Source organism: Flavobacterium ginsengisoli, from assembly GCF_029625315.1.
Lineage (GTDB): Bacteria > Bacteroidota > Bacteroidia > Flavobacteriales > Flavobacteriaceae > Flavobacterium > Flavobacterium ginsengisoli.
Genome location: NZ_CP121110.1, coordinates 831483 through 852446 on the forward strand (window position 1 = coordinate 831483; position 20964 = coordinate 852446).

General features: G+C 32.3%; 13 protein-coding genes and 6 pseudogenes. 5 read left to right on the forward strand and 14 right to left on the reverse strand.

What is annotated here, in order from left to right:
- From P5P87_RS03620 to P5P87_RS03640, 6 genes and pseudogenes are all read right to left on the reverse strand, one after another.
- The gene (locus P5P87_RS03620) at positions 1 to 1266 is read right to left on the reverse strand and encodes a M56 family metallopeptidase (RefSeq protein WP_340696633.1); all 1266 of its coding nucleotides are present in this window, start codon (positions 1264 to 1266) and stop codon (positions 1 to 3) included.
- 104 nt (positions 1267 to 1370) lie between these two features.
- Positions 1371 to 1784, reverse strand: coding sequence for a hypothetical protein (locus P5P87_RS25755; protein WP_340696634.1), 414 nt, complete (start codon positions 1782 to 1784; stop codon positions 1371 to 1373).
- A gap of 69 nt (positions 1785 to 1853) precedes the next feature.
- The gene (locus P5P87_RS03625) at positions 1854 to 2222 is read right to left on the reverse strand and encodes a BlaI/MecI/CopY family transcriptional regulator (protein ID WP_278021604.1); all 369 of its coding nucleotides are present in this window, start codon (positions 2220 to 2222) and stop codon (positions 1854 to 1856) included.
- A gap of 589 nt (positions 2223 to 2811) precedes the next feature.
- A pseudogene (locus P5P87_RS26055) lies at positions 2812 to 3873 on the reverse strand (M56 family metallopeptidase); the annotation flags it as partial.
- Between the two features lie 6 nt (positions 3874 to 3879).
- The gene (locus P5P87_RS03635) at positions 3880 to 4248 is read right to left on the reverse strand and encodes a BlaI/MecI/CopY family transcriptional regulator (RefSeq protein ID WP_095931146.1); all 369 of its coding nucleotides are present in this window, start codon (positions 4246 to 4248) and stop codon (positions 3880 to 3882) included.
- A gap of 168 nt (positions 4249 to 4416) precedes the next feature.
- Positions 4417 to 5636, reverse strand: a pseudogene (locus P5P87_RS03640) (MDR family MFS transporter).
- A gap of 99 nt (positions 5637 to 5735) precedes the next feature.
- Here P5P87_RS03640 and P5P87_RS03645 point away from each other — a divergent pair.
- The 5 genes and pseudogenes from P5P87_RS03645 (at position 5736) to P5P87_RS03665 (ending at position 9624) form a co-directional block, all read left to right on the forward strand.
- Positions 5736 to 6335: a DUF1684 domain-containing protein gene (locus P5P87_RS03645; protein WP_198855568.1), complete on the forward strand. Its 600-nt coding sequence runs from the start codon at positions 5736 to 5738 to the stop codon at positions 6333 to 6335.
- Positions 6335 to 6982, forward strand: a complete 648-nt coding sequence (locus P5P87_RS03650) for a TatD family hydrolase (RefSeq protein WP_278021605.1) — start codon at positions 6335 to 6337, stop codon at positions 6980 to 6982. Before P5P87_RS03645 ends, P5P87_RS03650 begins: the two co-directional genes overlap by 1 nt.
- A 164-nt stretch (positions 6983 to 7146) precedes the next feature.
- A pseudogene (locus P5P87_RS03655) lies at positions 7147 to 7861 on the forward strand (tRNA threonylcarbamoyladenosine dehydratase).
- A 188-nt stretch (positions 7862 to 8049) separates the two neighbouring features.
- Positions 8050 to 8712: an HAD family hydrolase gene (locus tag P5P87_RS03660; RefSeq protein WP_278021606.1), complete on the forward strand. Its 663-nt coding sequence runs from the start codon at positions 8050 to 8052 to the stop codon at positions 8710 to 8712.
- Positions 8713 to 8781: 69 nt separating this feature from the next.
- A complete protein-coding gene (locus P5P87_RS03665) occupies positions 8782 to 9624 on the forward strand; it encodes a DUF2911 domain-containing protein (RefSeq protein WP_198855571.1) in 843 nt (280 codons plus the stop codon).
- 195 nt (positions 9625 to 9819) lie between these two features.
- On the opposite strand, the gene P5P87_RS03670 is transcribed toward P5P87_RS03665, so the two are convergent.
- The 8 genes and pseudogenes from P5P87_RS03670 to P5P87_RS03710 all read right to left on the reverse strand — a co-directional run bounded on the left by P5P87_RS03670 (position 9820) and on the right by P5P87_RS03710 (position 20916).
- Positions 9820 to 10446 carry an MCP four helix bundle domain-containing protein gene (locus P5P87_RS03670; RefSeq protein WP_278021607.1) on the reverse strand — a complete coding sequence of 209 codons (627 nt, stop codon included), beginning with the start codon at positions 10444 to 10446 and terminating at the stop codon, positions 9820 to 9822.
- A 203-nt stretch (positions 10447 to 10649) separates the two neighbouring features.
- Positions 10650 to 10958 (reverse strand): hypothetical protein, encoded by a 309-nt coding sequence (locus P5P87_RS03675; RefSeq protein WP_278021608.1) that lies wholly within the window; start codon positions 10956 to 10958, stop codon positions 10650 to 10652.
- Positions 10909 to 11963, reverse strand: a pseudogene (locus P5P87_RS03680) (serine hydrolase domain-containing protein). The gene P5P87_RS03675 and the pseudogene P5P87_RS03680 overlap by 50 nt, the downstream one beginning before the upstream one ends.
- A 37-nt stretch (positions 11964 to 12000) precedes the next feature.
- Positions 12001 to 13723 (reverse strand): annotated as a pseudogene (locus P5P87_RS03690) (sodium:solute symporter family protein).
- 114 nt (positions 13724 to 13837) lie between these two features.
- Positions 13838 to 16369, reverse strand: a pseudogene (locus tag P5P87_RS03695) (PIG-L family deacetylase).
- 179 nt (positions 16370 to 16548) lie between these two features.
- The gene (locus P5P87_RS03700) at positions 16549 to 18174 is read right to left on the reverse strand and encodes an LVIVD repeat-containing protein (protein WP_278021610.1); all 1626 of its coding nucleotides are present in this window, start codon (positions 18172 to 18174) and stop codon (positions 16549 to 16551) included.
- Positions 18175 to 18380: 206 nt separating this feature from the next.
- Positions 18381 to 18896: a hypothetical protein gene (locus tag P5P87_RS03705; RefSeq protein ID WP_198855578.1), complete on the reverse strand. Its 516-nt coding sequence runs from the start codon at positions 18894 to 18896 to the stop codon at positions 18381 to 18383.
- Positions 18897 to 19083: 187 nt separating this feature from the next.
- Positions 19084 to 20916, reverse strand: a complete 1833-nt coding sequence (locus P5P87_RS03710) for a BamA/TamA family outer membrane protein (protein ID WP_278021611.1) — start codon at positions 20914 to 20916, stop codon at positions 19084 to 19086.
- Positions 20917 to 20964 lie beyond the last annotated feature (48 nt).

Here is a 20964-nt window from a genome sequence, read left to right on the forward strand (position 1 = left end):
TTAAGCTTTTTTATTCTGCTTTTCCATTTCCTTCATGTCTTTTGCATGTTGTTTCATGTCCTTAGCATGTTGCTTCATATCTTTTGCATGTTGTTTCATATCAAGCTCATACTGTTTCATGTCTTGCTCATATTGCTTCATGTTGCTTTCGTAGTCTTTAGAGTCATCTCCAAAATCAAACTTAAAGTCATAGCTGAATTTTTCCATGTTAGCATTGAATTTTTCCATTGCTATTTCATATTTCGCCATTTCTTTTTCGTACACCTCTGCTCGTTGTGACATGATAGATTCAATTTGTTTTTCGTAAGCTTTCAATTGTGGCTCAAATGCTTCCATTTGTTTTCCGAAAGCTTCCATGTCTTTTTCAAATTTAGCCATTGCTACTTTGTCAGTTGGGTTTTTAGGAGCAATTGGAGGTTTTGGCATTTTTGACATATCAATTGGTGGAGCAGGAGGAATTGGTCCGCCAGGAAATGTTGGTGGAGTTGGAGGTACTGGTGCCACAACATCAGAATCTGCATGATTGCGAACCACAACTCTTTCGTTTCTGATTATTATTGGCATTCTAAGATTTCTATCAGTATTAATATTGATAGATTTTGCTCCATTCTCGTCTGTTCCAATAGCTAGTTCACAGTCTTTAATAGCGTCGTCACCATCGATTTTGATAGTTTGTTTTTTACCAGAATCTGATTTTACTTTGATTTGAATTGCAGTCAATTCTTCTTTTGTATTTCTTTTTACATCCGAAATTTCGACGTCAAGATTATGGTTTGACTTTAATTTTCCAGGCAATTCATTTAATTCTTTGTCAGTAGTATTTTTAGTGATTTTGATTGTTTCTTCAGCATCTTTTACTGTGTCTCTTTGGATTGTGGGAGTTTCGGTTTGTTTCTTTTCTTGCGCAATGGTCTTTATTTGAAATAAAAGAACAAACGCACCAAGAGCCGGAATTACTGCCGAATACTTCCAGTAATTTCTTTTGTTTGATTGATTTTTGTTTAACATGACAATTCGTTTTTTGATTAATGATTGATAAAAATGATTGGTGATTGCAACGCAAGTTTCATGCGTTGTTATTTTTAATAACGTGTATTGATACGCTTTTTTGTCGGCAATTTTTTTAGAAGCCTCACTGTCTGCAATGAATTCAAGGTTTTGCAAGATGGCTTTTTTATAAAGCCATATAATTGGGTTAAACCAAAATAGTATGCAAAAGATTCTCGAAATCAAAACGTCTATAGTGTGCTTTTGATCGCTATGCACTTTTTCATGTTCTAAAATGCTTTCTAATTCTGCTGAAGTATATAGTGATGAGTTATATACTATGTAATCAAAATAAGAGAAAGGAGCTATATTTTCATTTACATCTATAAATTTAAAATCTTCCTGCTGTTCAATTTTTTTCCTTTTAGAACAGAATTCAGACTGTAAAAGTCAAACGCAAATTTGATAATAAAAGCTAGAAAACCCATTCCGTAAACTACTGCCAAAACCAAACTCCAGTTGATTTCAAAATTTTCTTCTTCAATAACAGATACATTTGTAGGCGAGTAGTGAGCTTGGTATGCGGCTACATTACTATTAGAAACCGGAATGTTTTTTACATCCGTTGTCGTAGTTGTGATTATTGGATCTGGTGTTGGCGCAGGTGGCGCCTCAACCCAAATTACTTTTGTGTATACTACAAAAGGCAATATTACAGAAGTAATTAATCCAGCAATTAAAAACCAGCGTACTACTGTTGAAAAAAGTTTCTTTGCGAAGTAAAAAAATGTAAGCAAAATAAAACATTGCTAATAACCCGCTCGATTTTAGTATAAAAATGAAAAGTGCTTCCATAACTATTTTTATTATTTGCCTTCTGTTGGATTTTCGATCATGTTTAAGATTTCACGTAATTCATCTGCCGAAATTTTTTCTTCTTTAGCAAAAAAAGAAACCATGCTTTTGTATGAGCTATTAAAATAATTATCTATTGCAGTGCTCATGAACCCTTTTCTATAATCTTCTATGCTTACTGCTGGATAATACTGATGTGTATTTCCGAAAGCATTGTGTGCAACATAACCCTTTTCTTCTAGATTGCGAACAATGGTAGATAAAGTGTTATAATGAGGCTGATCTTCTAAAATCTCTGCTTGAATCTCTTTCACAAAAGCTTTTTTTAGCTTCCATAAGATATGCATGATTTCTTCTTCTTTATTGGTCAGTTTTTGCATTTCGTAATTATTTAAAAGATTAAAACGTCTTTATTTCTTAGTTTTAATTTCGACTATGCCATTTTCACCTTTTTCACCAAAAAGAGCTACAGCATCAAGACTTCTATAAACCTTTACCGATTTAATGCTCGCTAGGCGGAAGACTATTCATATCAAAATCAGAAGACATATCTATTCCGTCTAGAATTATAAGTGGCGAACTTGTTTTTACATTAGTTTTTGCGAGCATTTGAAACAGCAACAGTTGTACCTGCATCAGTTGTTGTTATCACTTTAGTATTATTGTCTTTGTCAACAATTACAGTAGTGCTACTAGTAGATGAGTTAGTATTGCTACTAGTTTTTGTGCTAGTATTAGAATTAGTGTTAACATTGGTTTCTGAATTAGAAGTTAAATTTTTGTTTACCGCAGTTTTAGAAGTTTTGTTTTTTTTGTCATTTACGCTTACTCTCTTGCTTGTAGCGGCTTTTTCTTCAAAAGTTTTTATACCAGCTTTTATAGTGCCGTTTTTATTTAAAATTACAAGGATTCCAAAATCTTTGATGGCTTCATCTCCACTTTGTATAGATTGAGATTTTTGTGTTCCATAGACTACATCAACTTTAAGAGATGTTAATTGATTTTCTGAGTTTCTTTTGATGTCAGAAACTTCTAAATCAATGTTGTAAGTTGATTTTAAATCCTTTTTTAGATCTTTAAACTCGGTGTCGGTTGTTTTTTTTGTGATTTTGAAAATATTCACCGATTTAATTTCGTTCGAAACTATTTCTAAATTTTGCTGTCTTTCTTTTGCAACTACTTCTACCTGAAATAAAATTACAAAAGCAGCCAAGGCAGGAATTACGGTATAATACTTCCATGAATTCCTCTTTTTTGATTGATTTTTGTTTAACATGACTATTCGTTTTTTGATTAATGATTGATAAAAATGATTGGTGATTGCAACACAATTTTCGTGCGTTGTTATTTTTAAAAGAGTGTATTGATACGCTTTTTTGTCTGTAAGTTTTTTAGAAGCTTCACTATCAGCAATGAATTCTAAGTTTTGGCTAATTGCTTTTTTGTAAAGCCATACAATTGGATTGAACCAGAAAATAATGCTGAAGATTCTAGAAATCAATACATCAAGAGTATGATTTTGATCGCTATGAACTTTTTCATGTTCCAAAATACTCTCTAATTCTGAAGCAGTGTACAGTGATGAGTTGTACACAATATATTCGAAATAGGAGAAAGGCGCGATGTTTTCGTTTATATCTACAAATTTAAAATCGGCTTGCTGTTTGATTTTTTTCCTTTTATAATAGCATTCAAACTATAAAAGTCAATTGCTAGTTTTATTGTAAAGATTAGAAAACCAATACCGTATAATCCTAGAATAATATAATTCCAATTAAATTCTGCAGATTCATTTTGAGTAACACTTAATAATGTTGATTGAATATTTGTGTTTAAATCGGGAGCAGCATCAATCCAAATTACTTTCGTGTAAGTCAATAATGGTAAAATTATTGAGACAATCAAACCAGATAACAGAAACCATCTGTTGCTATTAAAAAATGTTTCTTTGCGAAGTAAAAAGTAATAAGCGCAATAAAACATAAGCATTAAACTGCTTGATTTTGCGATGTAAATGAAAACTGCTTCCATAACCGATTATTTTTTTTCGTTTTTATTTTCAATCATTGATAAAATTTCACGTAATTCATCTGCCGAAATTTTTTCTTCTTTGGCAAAAAAGGAAACCATGCTTTTGTAAGAACTATTAAAGTAATTATCAATTGCGGTTTTCATAAATCCTTTTCTGTAATCTTCAATTGCTACAATTGGAAAGTATTGATGTGTATTTCCAAAAGCGTTATGTCCAACATATCCTTTCTCTTCCAGATTACGAACAATTGTCGACAATGTATTGTAATGGGGCTGATCTTCGGTGATTTCTGCCTGAATTTCTTTTACAAAAGCTTTTTTAAGCTTCCATAAAATCATCATAATTTCTTCTTCTTTGTTTGTTAACTTCTGCATCTTCTCTAATTTTAATTCAAACTTACAACTATTTTTCTAGTTACGCAACTATAAAAATAGTTATTTAACTAAAAATTAAGTTTGCTTTCGGTTTTGAGCGCAAAAAGACCATTCAAATTTAATAGTAATAAATTGAATTATAAGGATTTAAAAAGTTAAAAGTTGTTTTTAAGAAATCTTCTCGTTGATTAGAGCATTCTTAATCCAGACGCAGCAGCCAGTTGCAACAACGCCAATACATGCCATGAAAAGCCAGTTGATTTGATAACCAAATCGGGTAATAATTTCAAACCCAAGTTTAGAACTAATAATATGAGCTAGACTAAAACTCATAGTGTATAGTGCCATGTATCTGCCTTCTTGTCCGCGAGGTGCACGACTTAAAGCAAAAGCATTAGAAAATGGAAAAGTAAGAACTTCACCAATAGAAATACATACCATACTTACAACCAAAATTCCTGCCCAGAAATTAATTAGTAATAAAAAGAAACTACTAGCCATTACAAAAGATCCTACAATAATAATTCTGATTTTTGGAAAAGCTTTTCGTTCTAAGAATCCAACAGTTGGCATTTCGAGAGTAAAAATCAATAACCCGTTTAAAGTCATTAATAAGCCCGTTTGAAATTCGCTTAGACCAAACTTTTCATTATGATATAAAGGTAGAGTAGTAAATAGTTGGAAGAAAATCATTGCTGTAATGAAGCTTACAAATAAGAAAACCCAGAAAATTTTATCATGAAAAACAGATTTTATATCTGCAGACACTTTCTTCTTTATCATCGTGAGTAACTTTTTTCTTTTCTTTTACTAATAAAGCAAAAATAGAAATGGAAACAATACAAGAAGCTCCATCAACCCAGAAAAGGCCAGAATAACCCATTCCCATAATAATTAAACCTCCAAGAGCTGGTCCTGCGGCAAAACCTAAATTTACAGCAAGACGTACAAGTGTTAGTGCACGAGTACGGTTTTCTGGTTTTGCATAAGCGCCAAGAGATACAAACATAGCAGGACGAAACATATCTGCAATTGTCATAAGAACAAACATTGCGAAGACAAAGTGACCAGAAAGTGGTAATAAATTGCACAAAAAACAGAGAGACTCCACTGGTAAATAAACTGAAAATCATGATTTTATAAAAACCAATTTTGTCTGATAATTTGCCTCCAAGCCAAGAACCCAACATTGATCCTAATCCAAAAGCAACCATAATCCATCCGACTTGATTGTATGTAAAATGAAGATCTTCCTTTAAATATTTAGATAAAAAAGGAAGAACCATTGTTCCAGCGCGGTTAATAAAAGTGATGATGGCAAGGATCCAAACTTCTCTGGTGAAACCTCGAAAGTTGTTAATGTAATGAGTTAGTGCAGTTTTAAGCATTTTATGTGATAAATTATCGTCACAAAGTTAGCAAACTTTGTCTCGTTAAGTGGTTGTTGTTTTGTTACTTTTGAACTATTTTTGCAGAAAATTTCTAAGATGAAAACTATAAACGCCCTAGCTTTATTGTTGGTATTTAATTTTGGCTTTGCCCAAAAAAAGTTCAATAAAGCCGATGCTCAAAAATTCCAAAAGAAAATCAATGCAGAATATGCTGATCCTAAGACGAGTCCGTTGATGGCTGAAGATTTAAAAACTTTTAAAAGCTTAGATTTTTTTCCAATTTCTGAAACTTATTTTGTGAATGCTACTTTAGTAAAAGCAAAAGGCGGAAAAGTTTTTGAAATGAAAACTTCTGGAACGCGTACTCCTAAATATATCAAATACGGAACTTTAAACTTTAAGATAAACGGAAAAGCTTTTCAGCTTGCAGTTTATCAGAGTTTAGAACTTTTGGTTCAGGAGCAATATAAAAACCATCTTTTTTTGCCTTTTTCAGATTTAACAAGCGGGAAACAAAGTTATATTGGCGGTCGTTATATCGACTTAGAAGTTCCAAAAGGAAATACGATAGCAATCGATTTTAATCAAGCTTATAATCCGTATTGCGCTTATAATTATAAATATTCTTGTCCGCTTGTACCGCAGGAAAATGATTTAAAAATCGAAATTAAAGCAGGTGTAAAAGCTTTTCATTAATGGAATATTTTAATTTTCATACTCATCAATTTACCAATCAATCTAACGTTTTAGAACTGGTTAATCAGTATCCAAAAGATTTTGATGCTGAAATTCCATTTTATTCTATTGGAATTCATCCTTGGTATATTGACGAAAGTCGAATTGATGAAGATTTGAAAATTATAGAAGCAAAATTACAAACTCAAAATTGCTTGGCAATTGGCGAATGTGGTTTAGACAAAAAAATTGAGGTTCCTTTTGATTTACAAGTTTCAGTTTTTGAGAAACAGTTAGAATTAGCAGAAAAATACAGAAAACCAGTTGTTATTCATTGTGTTGCGACTTTATCAGGAAGTAATGGCTATCAAGAAAAAAGGAAAGTGACAGTTCCGTTGATTATTCATGGTTTCTCAAAGAATAATCAATTGGCAGAACAATTAATTGTCGCCGATTTTTTTCTTTCATTTGGAAAGTATTTGTTAAAGAATCCAGATTTGAAATCGGTTTTTCAAAACGTTCCAAACGATCGTTTTTTCTTAGAAACGGATACTATTGAAGAATCGATTCAGCAAGTATACGAATTGGCTTCTGAGTATAAAGAGTTAAATTTAATAGAATTAGAAGAAGTTATTTCAAGTAATTATAGAAAGATATTTAAACAATAAAAAGAATAAAAAGTAAATAGTTTTGTGTTCAAAGTTTGTCACCCTGAGCGAAGTCGAAGGGCATTCCAATTAGAAGGGCTTCGACTTCGCTCAGCCTGACAACGGGGGAAAAACTTGAAACATTAAACTTGAAACAAAAAATAAAAATCAACAAAAAAGAATATATGGCAGAATGGACAGAAAGAGCTGAGCTTTTGTTTACTAAAGAAGGATTAGAAAATTTACAAAAATCTAATGTCTTAGTCGTTGGATTAGGAGGTGTTGGATCTTTTGCAAGCAGAATTTTTAGCAAGGGCAGGTGTAGGAAATATGACAATTGTAGATGGAGACGTTGTAGATATTACTAATATCAATCGTCAATTGCCAGCTTTGCATTCAACAGTTGGTCAGCCAAAAATTAAAATTGTAGGTGATCGTTTAATGGATATTAATCCAGAATTAAATCTAACTCGTGTTCAAGAATTTCTTTCTCCAGAACGCGCTTTTGAGATTGTTTCTCCAGAATTTGATTATGTTTTGGACTGTATTGACAGCATTACTCCAAAATTAAATCTAATTATTGCTTCAAAGCGCAAAAGAGTAAAAATCATTAGCAGCATGGGGGCTGGCGGAAAAATGTTGGCTTCTAAAGTAAAAGTAGCTGATATTTCAAAAACTATAAATTGCTATTTTTCTAAAACAATCCGTAAGCGTTTAAAAGAAGTAAAAATTAACAAACTTAAAGTAGTTTTCTCTTCTGAAATTCAAGACGATAAGAGCTTAAAACTAACAGACGGGAAAAACTTCAAAAAATCATTCTACGGAACAAACAGCTATATGCCTGGATTATTTGGTTTACACGCTGCAGAAACAGTGATTAGATATTTGCTTAAAAAATAAGGTTCTAAGATACTAAGATTCTAAGGTGCTAAGTTTTTTGTGGCTGGTAGAGTGAATCTTAATTTTTTAGATCTTATAAATAGAACTTAAAGCAAGCTTTGTCAAAGTTTTAAACTTTGACAAAGTTAAATACAAAAGAGAGAAACCTTAGAATCTTAGTATCTCAGAATCTCAGAAACTTAAAAAAAATGATTAAAACAGTAATTTTTGATATGGATGGCGTAATTGTTGATACAGAGCCTGTTCATCGTTATGCCTATTATTTACAATTTTCAGAATTGAATATCGAAGTTCCTGAAGAGATGTATACCACATTTACAGGATTTTCTACTAGAAACACATTTCAAACTTTAAAAAGTTATTTTCCAAGTGTAGAGCAGGAGGTGGAAGATTTAATTCAGAGAAAAAGAACCATTTTTAATGATGCTTTTGATACTAAGGAAGATTTGCATCTTTTGGATGGTGTTGAAGATCTAATTAAAGACTTGTATAACAACGGAATGCAGTTAATTTTAGCTTCTTCGGCTTCAAAAGTAACAATTGATCGTGTTTTTACAAGATTCAATTTACATCAGTACTTTACACATATTGTAAGTGGAGAAGATTTTCCTCAGTCAAAACCAAATCCGGCGATCTTTATTCATGCAGCTTCACTTTCTGTTGCGCCAAAAGAAGAATGTATCATTATTGAAGACAGTACCAATGGCATAAAAGCGGCAAAAGGCGCAGGAATTTACTGTATAGGATATAAGAGCGAGCATTCGCATCTTCAAGATTTGTCTGAAGCTGATTTAGTTATCGAACATTTTAATGAACTAAATGCTGAAAAAATATCACAGCTAAAGGGTTGAATTATAGAAAATTTAACATTTGTTCCCTGATTGAATTTGTAAATTTGAATAAAAATAAAACTTAAAATAATGAAGAAACTACTTATTGCTTTAGCCCTGATCTTAGCACCATTAGCATCAGAAGCACAAGTAAAAACGCCACAGGCAAGTCCAAAAGGATATATCAAGCAAACTGTTGGTTTAACCGATGTTGAAGTTACCTATTCAAGACCTGGAGCAAGAGGAAGAGCTGTGTTCGGAAATCTAGTTCCTTTTGGAAAATTATGGAGAACTGGAGCTAACGAAAATACAATCATCAACTTTAGCGATGATGTAGTAATTGACGGAAAAACGCTAAAGAAAGGAAAATATGCAATTTATACAGTTCCAAGAATTGAAAGCTGGGATATCATTTTTTACCTTTCTACAGACAACTGGGGATTACCAGAAAACTGGAGCGATGCTTATGTAGCTTTAAAAACTACTGTAAAAGAAGATGCACTTCCAACTCCTGTTGAAACTTTTACAATTGGCATTAACGGTTTAGATCCTAATTTTGGATATTTGGATATTTCTTGGGAAAACTCTCATGTAGCTTTAAAATTTGAAGTTCCAACAGCTAAAATTGCTGTAGCTAGTATTGATAAAGCTTTAGCTGGTCCAACGTGGAATGATTATTTCAATGCTTCTCAATATTTATTTCAATCAAACGGAAATATTGAAACGGCTAGAACTTATGTAGATAAAGCTCTTGATATGAGTTCAGATAAACCATATTATGTTTCAAGATTGAAATCGTTGATTCAAGCAAAACAAGGCGACAAAAAAGGAGCAATTGAAACTGCAAAAGCTTCTTTAGCATCTGCAGAAGCTGCAAACAACGCTGATTATGTGAAATTGAACAAAGATAGTATCGCTGAATGGAGCAGATAAGACTTTAAGTCTCATTTTATAAAATTTAAAAAATTCCAAAGCTTTCGGGTTTTGGAATTTTTTTTGTTTTTTCTTACCGCAAAGAGCGCAAGGTTTTTCGATTTGCTTGTTCTTTAACGCAAAGTTCGCAAAGCTATAGTAAATAAACTTTGCGAACTTTGCGTAATCTTTTGCGTTCTTTGCGGTAAAATAATTTTAATTTAAACTAGGTGGTTCAGGAATTTTCACTGTTTTTTTAATTTTCTTTATTAAAAGATAAAAGGTAATTCCTCCAAGAATAATTAACAAAGCGATCTGAAGCTGGCCAAGTATATTATTTCTATTGTACATTGCATTTGCAGTGGCAAGTTTTGCTTTTCCTTCTTCAATCTGAATTTGCGATAGAGATTCAAGTGTTTTTAAAGCTTCGGCACTAGAGTTGGCTATTCTATCCCAATTTTTGCTTTCTACCTGCTTGTTTATTTCTTTACAGGAAAGTAAAAAAGCATCAAAATATTGTTTTTCTTTATTGGTTAAAACCGTTTTAGCGTACAGATCATCAATTGTGTGAATAATATTTAGCGTATGAATGATTTCATCTTTTTTAATATTATCACTTAGGTTCAATTTTTCGGCTTCAGCTTTTATAAAATGAAGTTCTTTAGAATATTGAAAAATGTAATGCGCTACTACCAATCGGTCCTTATAAATCGCATTAATATTATCGTTTACGTTTTTGGAATTTAGTAAAGTATTAAAATTTCCAAGTAAAATAATCAGCATTACGATTAATAGAATAAAAGCGACTTTGGTTTTGTTGCTGTATTTTTTTGAATCTCTCATAATGACGATTTTTAGGAGTTAAAATAGCATTCTTGCGATAGACTAAAATAGTGTTTTTTACTTAAAATAATGGAAAATCCGATCGCAATCTAAGTTTTCAGGATGTTGTTCACTGCATCTTTTGTTTTTCCTACAGTTATCTGATGTTGCTTTTATCGAGGCTAGGTTATGACGTTTTTTAATAGACGAAAAGGAATCTATTTTTAAAACTTATAGAATTTAATTTGTTTTCCATTTGCTTCAAAAATTAGCTCGTTTTTAAGCTGAAAATCAAACTTGTTTCCTTCCCATATATTTTCAAACTTATTTTTTGATGTTGGTTCAAGAAGAAAAAGTGACTGATTATTGAAATTTGCATATAACCTTTTATTATTAAGTGAAATAGTAATAACTTCCTGATTTTCGTGGTTTTTGTAAATACCAGTTATCATTTCTAAATCTTCCTTAACGGGTTCGTAAGCTTCAAAGTTGATTGTATAAGGTTTGTTGAAGTAGTTGCTTAATGCAAGCAATTAAAATCTTTTTCTTATCATATATTGCACCGTTTGTAACTATAGCAATAGCTAATTTTTCATTTGGAAAATAGGATAGGAGCGAACTAAAACTATCTATTTGGCCACGATGAACAAAACCATTTTTGTTATAAAAAGGAAGTGCAAAAATTCCCATTCCATATTTGTCTTGAATCTGAGTCATCATTTTTAAACTCTCAGAACTAATAATTTTTCCTTGAAAAAGCTTTTCAATAAAAAAAGTCAAATCTGATGGAGTTGAAACAATTGCGCCTGCTCCTAAAGGAACTGACATATCTCCTTCAGAATCTTTTTCCCATTTATCAGAGAAATAGTAAGAGTAACACTCATTATTCTGAATACTAATTTTGCCACCAAAGTAGGTGTTTTTTAGTTTTAAAGGTTTTATTATTTGTTCTTGTAATAGTTCTGAATACGTTTTTTTATACGTTTTTTCGAGAATTAAAGTCAGCAGATAATAATTAGAATTGCTATAATCTGCTTTAGAATCAGGTTCAAAATCACTTGGAAATTTACTTATAATAGAGATCATTTCTTCTTGTGACTTTGCTTCGGTGTATCCATTGGCAAATTCGTCGGTCGCTAAAAGTTCATGAATTCCACTTCTGTGATTTAGTAAATTGCCGATGGTAATTTTTTGCGAATTTACAATTGTTGGAAAAAACGAATTAATAGTCTGGTCAAGACTAATTTTTTTAATTCGACAGCTTTTAATACCAAAGCTGAAGTGAAAATTTTGGTTGTAGAACCAATACGAAATTTAGTATTCGCAGATAAAGATATGTTGTTAGCTATGTCTGCCTTCCCAATAGAATTGGAATAAATCTGATTTCCATTTTTAGAAATGGAAATGCTTCCCATAAATAGGTTTTTATCGTTTAAAGCTTTGAATAGGCTGTCAAGTTTTGCATTATTAAGTTTTTGCGACTGAACAATTGATACTGTAATTGCAAAAGCAAAAACAAGGCAAAATTTAATTTTCATTTTTCTCTATCAATTTAGAATTGAAAGATAGATTATTTTAATATTCGATAGTGTTATTTATTTCTTCTTTTTTAAAAAATAAAAACTGAATTAAAAGCGCCAACACAATCGTTAAAATAGCTCCAATAAAATTTAGCCATAAATAACCCAGTTTTTCTTGTCTGTAAATCATAAAATAATAGATTACAAAAATGGTAAGCTGACTTATAATTGCACTAATAAACATTGATTTTGCTTGAACTCGTTTAGTATAAAAAGCTACAAGAAATATTCCTAAAACGGTTCCGTAAAATATGGAACCAATAATATTTACAAGCTGAATTAAATTTTCAAACAATGTTCCAACGCAAGCAAAAAGTATTGCTACAACTCCCCAGAAAAGCGTAAAAAACTTAGTAACGTTCAAATAATGTTTCTCTGATTTTTCTTCTTTCTGATTTCGCTTATAAATATCAATCGCTGTTGTAGAAGCCAAAGCCGTCAATCCAGAAGCTGTAGAAGACATTGCCGCTGAAAGAATAACGGCCAGCAACAATCCGATTAGGCCTTTTGGTAGATAGTGCAGAATAAAGTGAAAAAATACATAATCTTTATCATTTGTTTCTGAATTGCTATCGGCTCTTGAGATTATTTCTTTGGCTTTATCGCGAAGATCTTTTTCTTTGTTTGATAAAGCAACCAATTCTTTACGCAAAATAGGATTATCGTAATCTTGATTTAACTGATCGATATATAATAAATTTATAACTTTTTTATCTTCAGAAAGCTTAACTAGCTTTTCTTCCAAAACATGATATTCTTGCTTGTAAACAGACTTCTCAATAGCTATTTTATTATTTGGATTAAAATTTAATGGAACTGGGTTGAATTGGAAAAATACAAAAACCATAACTCCCGTTAAGAGAATGAAGAACTGCATTGGAACTTTTAGAAGTCCGTTCATAATTAATCCCATTTGGCTTTCGCGAACTGATTTTCCAGATAAATAACGTCCCACTTGCGATTGGTCTGTACCAAAATAGGCAAGAGCTAGAAAGAAACCTCCTGTAATACCGCTCCAAAAAGTATATTTTTCTTCAGGATCAAAAGAGAAATCAACGATATTCATTTTGTCATTGGCACCGGCAATATGCATTGCGCTATTAAAAGTCATATCGTTTGGCAAGTAATGCAGAATCAAGAAAAATGTGATAAACATTCCAGACATGATTACAAACATCTGCTGTTTTTGCGTAACGTTTACTGCTTTTGTTCCTCCAGAAAAAGTATAAATAATTACCAACACCCCAATAATGATATTCATTACAGTCAAATTCCAACCTAAAAGAGCCGATAAAATAATCGCCGGAGCATAAATGGTCAAACCAGTTCCTAAACCTCTTTGCACTAAAAATAAGATAGCAAGCAAGAGAACGTGTTTTGACATCAAATCTTTTTTCTAGAAATTCATAAGCGGTAAAAACTTTGCTTTTATGATATAATGGAATAAAGGTCAAACAAATGACAATCATCGCAATTGGCAAACCAAAATAGAATTGCACAAAACCCATTCCGTCATGATAGGCTTGTCCAGGCGTAGATAAAAACGTAATTGCACTTGCCTGTGTTGCCATTACAGAAAGTCCGACAGTATACCAAGGCGTTTCATTATTTCCTAGAATGAAATCTTCTACGTTTTTACTGCCTCGGGTTTTCCAAGAGCCATATCCAACAATAAATAATAATGTTACAATAAGTACGATCCAGTCAAATAGCCGCATAGGTTATGAGTATAATTGCATGATTAAGAAAAAAATAGCAATATAAATTGCGTTAGCTACCAAAACATAGGTGTAACTTTTTTTCCATTTTTTTGTCTTTTTAGCTTCCATATTTTATTGCTTTAAATCTTGTTTAGGAGCTTCAATTGGTTGTTTTAGAGAAATAATGTTCGATAACAATCTGTATGCTCCAGAAACTCCTTCTGGTAATTCTCTAAAGAAACTCAAACCTGTGTAAATGTAATATCCTTTTCCGTATGGCGCGACAAGCAAAGCTCCATCTTTTGCAGATTCTCCTTTGTCGTGTGATGAAATAATAGGAGTGAATGCAGGATCATATTCGTTTGGATAGTATAGACCTTGTTCTTGTTTCCAACCTTGAAAATCTTTTTCAGAGATTTTATTTGGTGTATTTAAAACAGGATGATTAGGTGCCAAGAAAGTGATTTTAGCATTTTCTTCTGTTACACGATCGTTCGATAATTTAAGCGGATATGGAGCAATTTTATCTGTTACTAATTTTCCGTTTGTGTTGTATTGAACGATCATATTTTTACCGCTTTTTACAAAATTGAAAAGTATATTTTGCTTGTTTGCCAAAGCATTTACGGTATTGTAAGCGCGAATTCGGTAATTACAGTGCTGAAAGAATCTAATTTTTCAGGTGTAATTTCTTCAGGTTTTAAGATCGAAACTTTATATCCCATTTGAGTCAAACTCTCAGGAACTTCATCTCCTGCGCCCATAATGTAAGCAATAGCTTCACCAGAAATCTTTAAATCAATTCTAATACATTTTGACTCGGCTGATTTTAAAACCATTTGTTTAGTGATGTGGCTGAATTCTATATTAGTTTGATCTTTATCAAAACGCTTATTGTCAACAATTGCGACACTTTTTGCGATAACTTCTTCTGGATTAACAGGCGGAGTCACTTCAAAATAAAAGATTTGCTCGTTGCCTTTTTTGTCTAAAGTAAACGGAATTTCTTTTGGAGAAACAGACCAGCTATTTGGCAATTCAAGTTGTAGATTTCCTTTTACATTATCTTTTCCAGCGCGAACTTTCACTGGAACCATTTTACTTTTGGTATTTCCAAAAATTAAAACTTTTTCAAGAATAGAAGTAGTCACTTCTGGAACGATATCAAGAAAGTTATACATTTCGCCTTTTACGCCATCATTGTATTTGTAGACAACAGTGCGCTCAAACGGAATTTCTATATCGTTGATTTTTACATTAAATACAACTTTTGTATCTCTTATAATATCTGGAGTGCCAATGATTTCTTGATTAGAAACGATGTACATTCCAACAGTAGCTTTTTCTTTTAGCCAATAAGGCTGTGTGTATTCAATATTGTTTGGAAGCTGTAATTGCAGATTGATTTTCTGATCATCGTTGTTTTTTAAAACGATATTTTGAGCTGTTGTTTGGCTGTCTGGAAGCGTAGTAACGCTAATTAATTGCATTTCTACAGCGCATCTGTTAATAGCCTCTAGGCTCAATTTAACAGTACTTCCTGGAGTTGCTTCCTGCTCGTTGGCAACAGCTTCAAGGTACAAACCAGAACAAGATGCAATAATATTTTTTATAGCAACTAACTTAATAGTTTTCCAATGTAGATCGTCTAGAGTTTGAATCATAGAATACGCTTTAACCAAATCTGGAATACTGGCTGATGGATTGCTAAAATCGTATTTTGAAATAATTGACGAAATTAAATCTCCAACTGGTTTTCCGTTTTTAACGCGATTCCAGCTTGTATCAATTCCATCAAATAAATTATCTCGTTCTTTTGGAGTTTCTCCATTAATCAGCTCTAAATATTCTGTTTCTTCACCACGAACGCCTGTACTGCCAAAACCTTGCGATTGATGACGGCTTCGGCTTAAAGCGACAATTTCTTGATTTGACTTCCCAATTCCAGTGTAGTAAACCCCTGTTTCAATCTTTGTAAATTTTGATTTATTGGCTGCATCAAATTTTTCCTGACTTCCATAAAACCACCAAGAAGGATTAAAAAACTGACGTTTTACCTGCCAAGGTTTTACATATTTTAATTGTTCAGGATAAACTTTAGGATCGTTTGTTAATTTGAAACTTTCAACGCTTAACATTGCAGAAGAAGTATGATGACCGTGTGTTGTTCCTGGCGAACGATGATCAAATCTATTGATGATAATATCTGGCTGAAATTTTCTAATAGTCCAAACCACATCGGCAAGTACTTTGTCTTTGTCCCAAATATCTAAAGTTTCTGAAGGATTTTTTGAAAAACCAAAATCATTTGCTCTAGAAAAAAATTGTTCTCCACCATCTATTTTGCGAGCTTCGATCAATTCTTGAGTTCTGATAACGCCAAGTAATTCGCGTAATTGCGGGCCAATTAAGTTTTGTCCGCCATCTCCTCTTGTAAGAGATAAATAACCAGTTCGGGCATTCATATCATTGGCTAAATACGAAATCATTCTAGTGTTTTCGTCATCAGGATGTGCTTGCAACATACAAAACAGAACCTAAAAAATTTAATTTTTTGATTTGATTGTAAATTTCAACTGAATTTAGTTTTTGTGGCTGTTGCGCAAATGAAATTTGAAAACCTATAAAAAATAGAAGAAAGATTTGAGCCTGTACTTTTCGCATATTCTGGTTAATTGTTTTTTTGAAAGTGCATCAAAAATACTAATTATTTTATGGAACAGTATTTAAATGAAATGTTAATGATTGATTATTTAATTGATATTTTAAGAAATAAAATAAAAAAAGTCGCCAGATTATTTCTGACAGCTTTTCGAAAATATATATTTGATGCCGTTTACTGCTTATTTCAATTTGTTTTCTGTATCAACGTAGTTTCCTGTAATAGTTACGCCAGTATTTTTTGTAACTTTACCATAAACTGTAATTGAAGATGTGTTGCCAACGAACTCAATTTGAGCGCCACTATTCAATGTTAAATCTCCCCAGATTACAACCGAACCTTCAACCACTAATTTTGCACCAGAGTTGATAATTAATTGTGTTGGAGTAGATTGTTGGTATTTACCTTGAGATAAACTTCCTCTCATATTGAAAGTACCACCACTATTTAAAGTTAAGTTATTAAGAATCGCAATAGAACCACAATGTGTTAAAACAGCTTTAGAGTTAATAATTGCCGAATTAATAGCTGTTGCTCCTTGGTAGGATTTTATATCATTAGAATTTAAAATCAAATCTTTACCTTGATTATACAAACCGTAAGTTAAACAGCTTGCAAAAGTGGTACTTGGTTTTTCCATTTTAATAATTTTCAAACCACCTGTTCCGCTTGCAACATAAATATAATCACCACTTGATTTTACATAGTTTGAAGAACCAGCAATTCCTACAGAACCTAATAAATTAAGTTGTGTTGTAGATTGGTAAACATTAAGACCTAATGCACCATTTGCAACAAAAGCATAACCGTCATTAAAAGAAACTGCATTTGTTACATTATCTTCGCCCGCAGTTGTGATTCCGATAGTCTGCAATTTTGATCCACTATTGATATCATAGACACCAAGACCATTTGGACCTTCAGAAACAAAAAGTTTTGTTCCGTCAATATCCATTGTTCTTTTTGCTCCACTTACATCATTCGATGTTGCAAAGCTTTTCTGTAAAGCTAGAGTAGACTGATTGTAAATGTTAACACCTTTAGTTCCGCTTAAAGTAACCACCTTATCGCTTGTTAAGGCAATAGAACGCAAATCTGCCAATGCGGCTTTTCCTGCTATTACTTTTGTAGAACTGTTTATTTTATACAAACTCCCGTTATCTCCTGTTACTGCAAAATAGTTAGAAGTATTGGTTGCAACATCTGTTGTAACTCTGCTTTCTAAATAATTTGTTTTTAGTTTATCTGTTAATAGGCCTGAACTAAGCTCCATGTTAAACACAATTGCCGGATTTCCCGCAAGCTGAGTATCTTTATCGACATCTTTTGCAGCTCCGATAATTAAATTTGATCCTGAGAAAGTCAGAGAAGTAATATCAGTATTTGGAATTAAAGCAGAAGTAACCAATTTAGGTTTGTAAGGATCTGAAACATCAATAACGTCAATTGCTCCAGAATAAGCATCGCCTCTCATGATATAAGAAACATAAGCATAATTTCCGTTTACAGTCACGTGACTGGCTTGAAGTGTTCTTCCGATTGCATCAACTGGTGGTTTTACTTCGGCAATTTGAACAAGAGGGAAAGAAGTGTTGGTAGTCTCCGCAGATTTTCCTGTCAAAGCACCATTTTCGATCGAAATTACCCCAGAATTAGTTAAGTCAAGTCTTTTGTTTAAAGTAGATTGATCTGAGGTAATAGTAATGTTATTTGACGATTGTCCATCGTTTTTGTTGTCATTGTTATCGTCACAACCTATTAACAGTGACATTGCTAAAAATGAAAGCAAATAAACATTCTTTTTCATAAATTTCTTTTTTGGATTTTAAAATTCGGCGCAAATATATATCATAATTGTATTAACAAAGTGCTTTTTTTGACGAAACTTATTGCAATACAGTTATTTATGTTGAATATACAACATTTTAACAAAAGATGCAATTAAACAATTCATAAAAAAAGAGAGTATCAAAAAATTGATACTCTCTTATATTGATTGCTAATAATTTAGCATTATCTTCTTCCGTGACCTCTTCCATGATCATCATGCCCGTGATCGTCATGGTGTCTATCGTGTTTGTCATGCTTATCGTAATGTTTGTAGTCTTTACGATCGTAGTGACGACGATCATTGTAGCCGTATACTGGTCTTGGTTTGTATGGTCTTTGTGGAGCTCCATGATATCCTTTATAGTATTTCACTCTGTGACGGTCGAAATAAGTATAAGGAGTTCTACCATGATAATCTGTCAATACTACTTTATAACCTCCATACAAATCATAGTTTCTATATTGCCTTGGCAAGTAACTTGCTCTTACCCATCTTCCTCCTCCGAAATAGATAAATTGAGACGCACGAACATCGTAATAAGCTTCAATATCTGGAAGATAATAATATTCCATTTCGGTATATCCGACTGGTCCCCAAGCAGGTGGGTTTCCTATATTCACGTTTATCGATACTTGGGCTTGTGTGGCGTTTGCAACCATTAGAAATAATCCGGCGATTGCTAATTTTATCGTTTTCATCTTTTGTTAATTTTATAATGTTAATCTTGAATAGGGATATTCATATACTGTGCCAAAAAATAAAAACAGATGTATTTTGTCGGATAAAAATGCATTTCAACGAGTAGCCAAAACGTTATAAATACTTTAATTCGTTGGTTTTTAAAGTTTTATTTCATTTTCGAAATTCTTCAAAAAAAAACAAAAATTACTTGTAATTGACAACTCTTGGTTTTGCAAGTTCAAAGCTTTGAAGTCCATAATCAGTCGTTTCAAAAGTATTTGTTTTAAAGACATTATCTCCTTGTTGTGGAATACTTGGATAATAAGAAAGCGAAAGCTGGAAAGAACTGAAAACCAAATAGTCATTACTGATTAATAGTCCGATCGTTAATTTAGAATAAGGCTTGTTTTTGGTCATAGCGATTTCAGGACTTCCTAAAACCGCGATTGAATAATTAAAAAATGGATTTAAACGGAAACCTAATAAAGAATGTGGAGAATATGTCTGCGTTTGCAATGACAGAACAGCTTTGCTTGTTCCGTACAAATAACTATTAAATCCTGCCAAGCCATTTTGCCCGTTAATGTTTAATTGATCTCCAATAATATCGTCTCTATTTATTCCAATTACGACTTCCGGATTTACGAATTGTCTAATCTTCCATTTTCCTATACTATATAACTTAGTAAAATAATTGGATTCAAACAAAAATGAGGTTTGATAGGTTTTCGACTGATGAAAGAATGTTCCCGCTTCAAAATTCATGCTCAGAAATCCCAAACGGTAATAATTTCCAAAAGAAAACTGAGCTCCAACATAGGGCCTCCAAAACGTATTTTTATATTGATATCCAAAAGTGACTCCATATATTCGTCCTATCGGAACGTCTTCAGTTTGTCCATTTCTAAAAATGTAGCTATCTTTTATAAATTTTCGCGTATTTAACCCAATTCCGCTAAGAATTAATTTTTCAGAAGAATAAAAATGATTCGGGTCATAAATTTCCGAAGGCGTCTCACTATAATTTACATTTAGAAAACGTGCAGTCGTAATTAAATTCGTAATAGCTTTATTTTGGTCTTCGTACATTTTAAAAGCACGACCAACCCAAACATCTTGCGAAGTATATTTTTTAGGCTGATAGGCAAAAGTAGAATCGGGTGCTTGCAATGTGTCTCTCCTAAAGCTTTCGTCCACATAAAATCCTCCTGCCCATTTAGTCAAAGGAGAGTAGAAGTCTCTTTCAATATCTATACTTTTAATATAATTATTGTCCAAATCCATATTGTAATGAAGAACTGTCCCTACATAAGTATTTTTAATATTTGGGATTGTATAAGTTGCGTCGTTGGCAGTTCGACCGTCATCAAAACGGTTGGTAAAACGATATTCTAATTGCTGTCCGCTTCCAAAGAAATCTTTTTCCTTAAAACCAATCGACATTTGATTACTAGAAATCGAAAATTTCGGAATGGTACTCCAGGAATCTAAAACGCGAATTGTTACATCTACAGAATCTGAGGCTTGTCCAACACTTTGATTGGAGATTCTAACAGCAGTTACATAGCGTTGCGCACGAATTAAACGTTCAGACTCGAGTACTTTATATGTATTGTAAGGAGTGTTTTTCTTAAAAAGCAATAAATTATAAATTGCTATTTTTTTCGTTTTTAAATGCATTCTATTACCCATTCTTTCTCCCCAATTTTTAGGCACTTGATTCGTATCAGCAACAGAATAACCAAAAGGATCTAGAGTGATAATATTGATTTTTCTAATTATTTTGCCATCGTAATTGGTTGAATCAATAGGAACGAGCAATTCTTCTTTTTTCTTCGGTTTTTTAGATCTAAAGAATAATTTATGCATTGCCTGCGTAAATTTATTTTTCTTAGAGTAATTTCTAATTCTAGTGTATATTTCTGTGGTATCTTTTTGAGTTTTTGGCTCTTTTTTAGTTTGATCTACCTGCGCATATCCGCTTTGCAAACAAAAGCACAACAAAATAAAAATCAGTATTTTTTTTTGTAAAGACATTCGGTAGTTTTCTTCTAATAGTTTAAAGTTTTATGAATATAAGGAATA

Excerpts from the sequence above, each read along its gene's own strand:
- P5P87_RS03625 (WP_278021604.1), bottom strand. The coding sequence starts at position 2,222 with ATGCAAAAACTGACCAATAAAGAAGAAGAAATCATGCATATCTTATGG.
- P5P87_RS03660 (WP_278021606.1), top strand. The coding sequence starts at position 8,050 with ATGATTAAAACAGTAATTTTTGATATGGATGGCGTAATTGTTGATACA.
- P5P87_RS03710 (WP_278021611.1), bottom strand. The coding sequence starts at position 20,916 with ATGTCTTTACAAAAAAAAATACTGATTTTTATTTTGTTGTGCTTTTGT.
- P5P87_RS03670 (WP_278021607.1), bottom strand. The coding sequence starts at position 10,446 with ATGAGAGATTCAAAAAAATACAGCAACAAAACCAAAGTCGCTTTTATT.
- P5P87_RS03700 (WP_278021610.1), bottom strand. The coding sequence starts at position 18,174 with ATGAAAAAGAATGTTTATTTGCTTTCATTTTTAGCAATGTCACTGTTA.
- P5P87_RS03650 (WP_278021605.1), top strand. The coding sequence starts at position 6,335 with ATGGAATATTTTAATTTTCATACTCATCAATTTACCAATCAATCTAAC.
- P5P87_RS03665 (WP_198855571.1), top strand. The coding sequence starts at position 8,782 with ATGAAGAAACTACTTATTGCTTTAGCCCTGATCTTAGCACCATTAGCA.
- P5P87_RS03705 (WP_198855578.1), bottom strand. The coding sequence starts at position 18,896 with ATGAAAACGATAAAATTAGCAATCGCCGGATTATTTCTAATGGTTGCA.
- P5P87_RS03635 (WP_095931146.1), bottom strand. The coding sequence starts at position 4,248 with ATGCAGAAGTTAACAAACAAAGAAGAAGAAATTATGATGATTTTATGG.
- P5P87_RS03645 (WP_198855568.1), top strand. The coding sequence starts at position 5,736 with ATGAAAACTATAAACGCCCTAGCTTTATTGTTGGTATTTAATTTTGGC.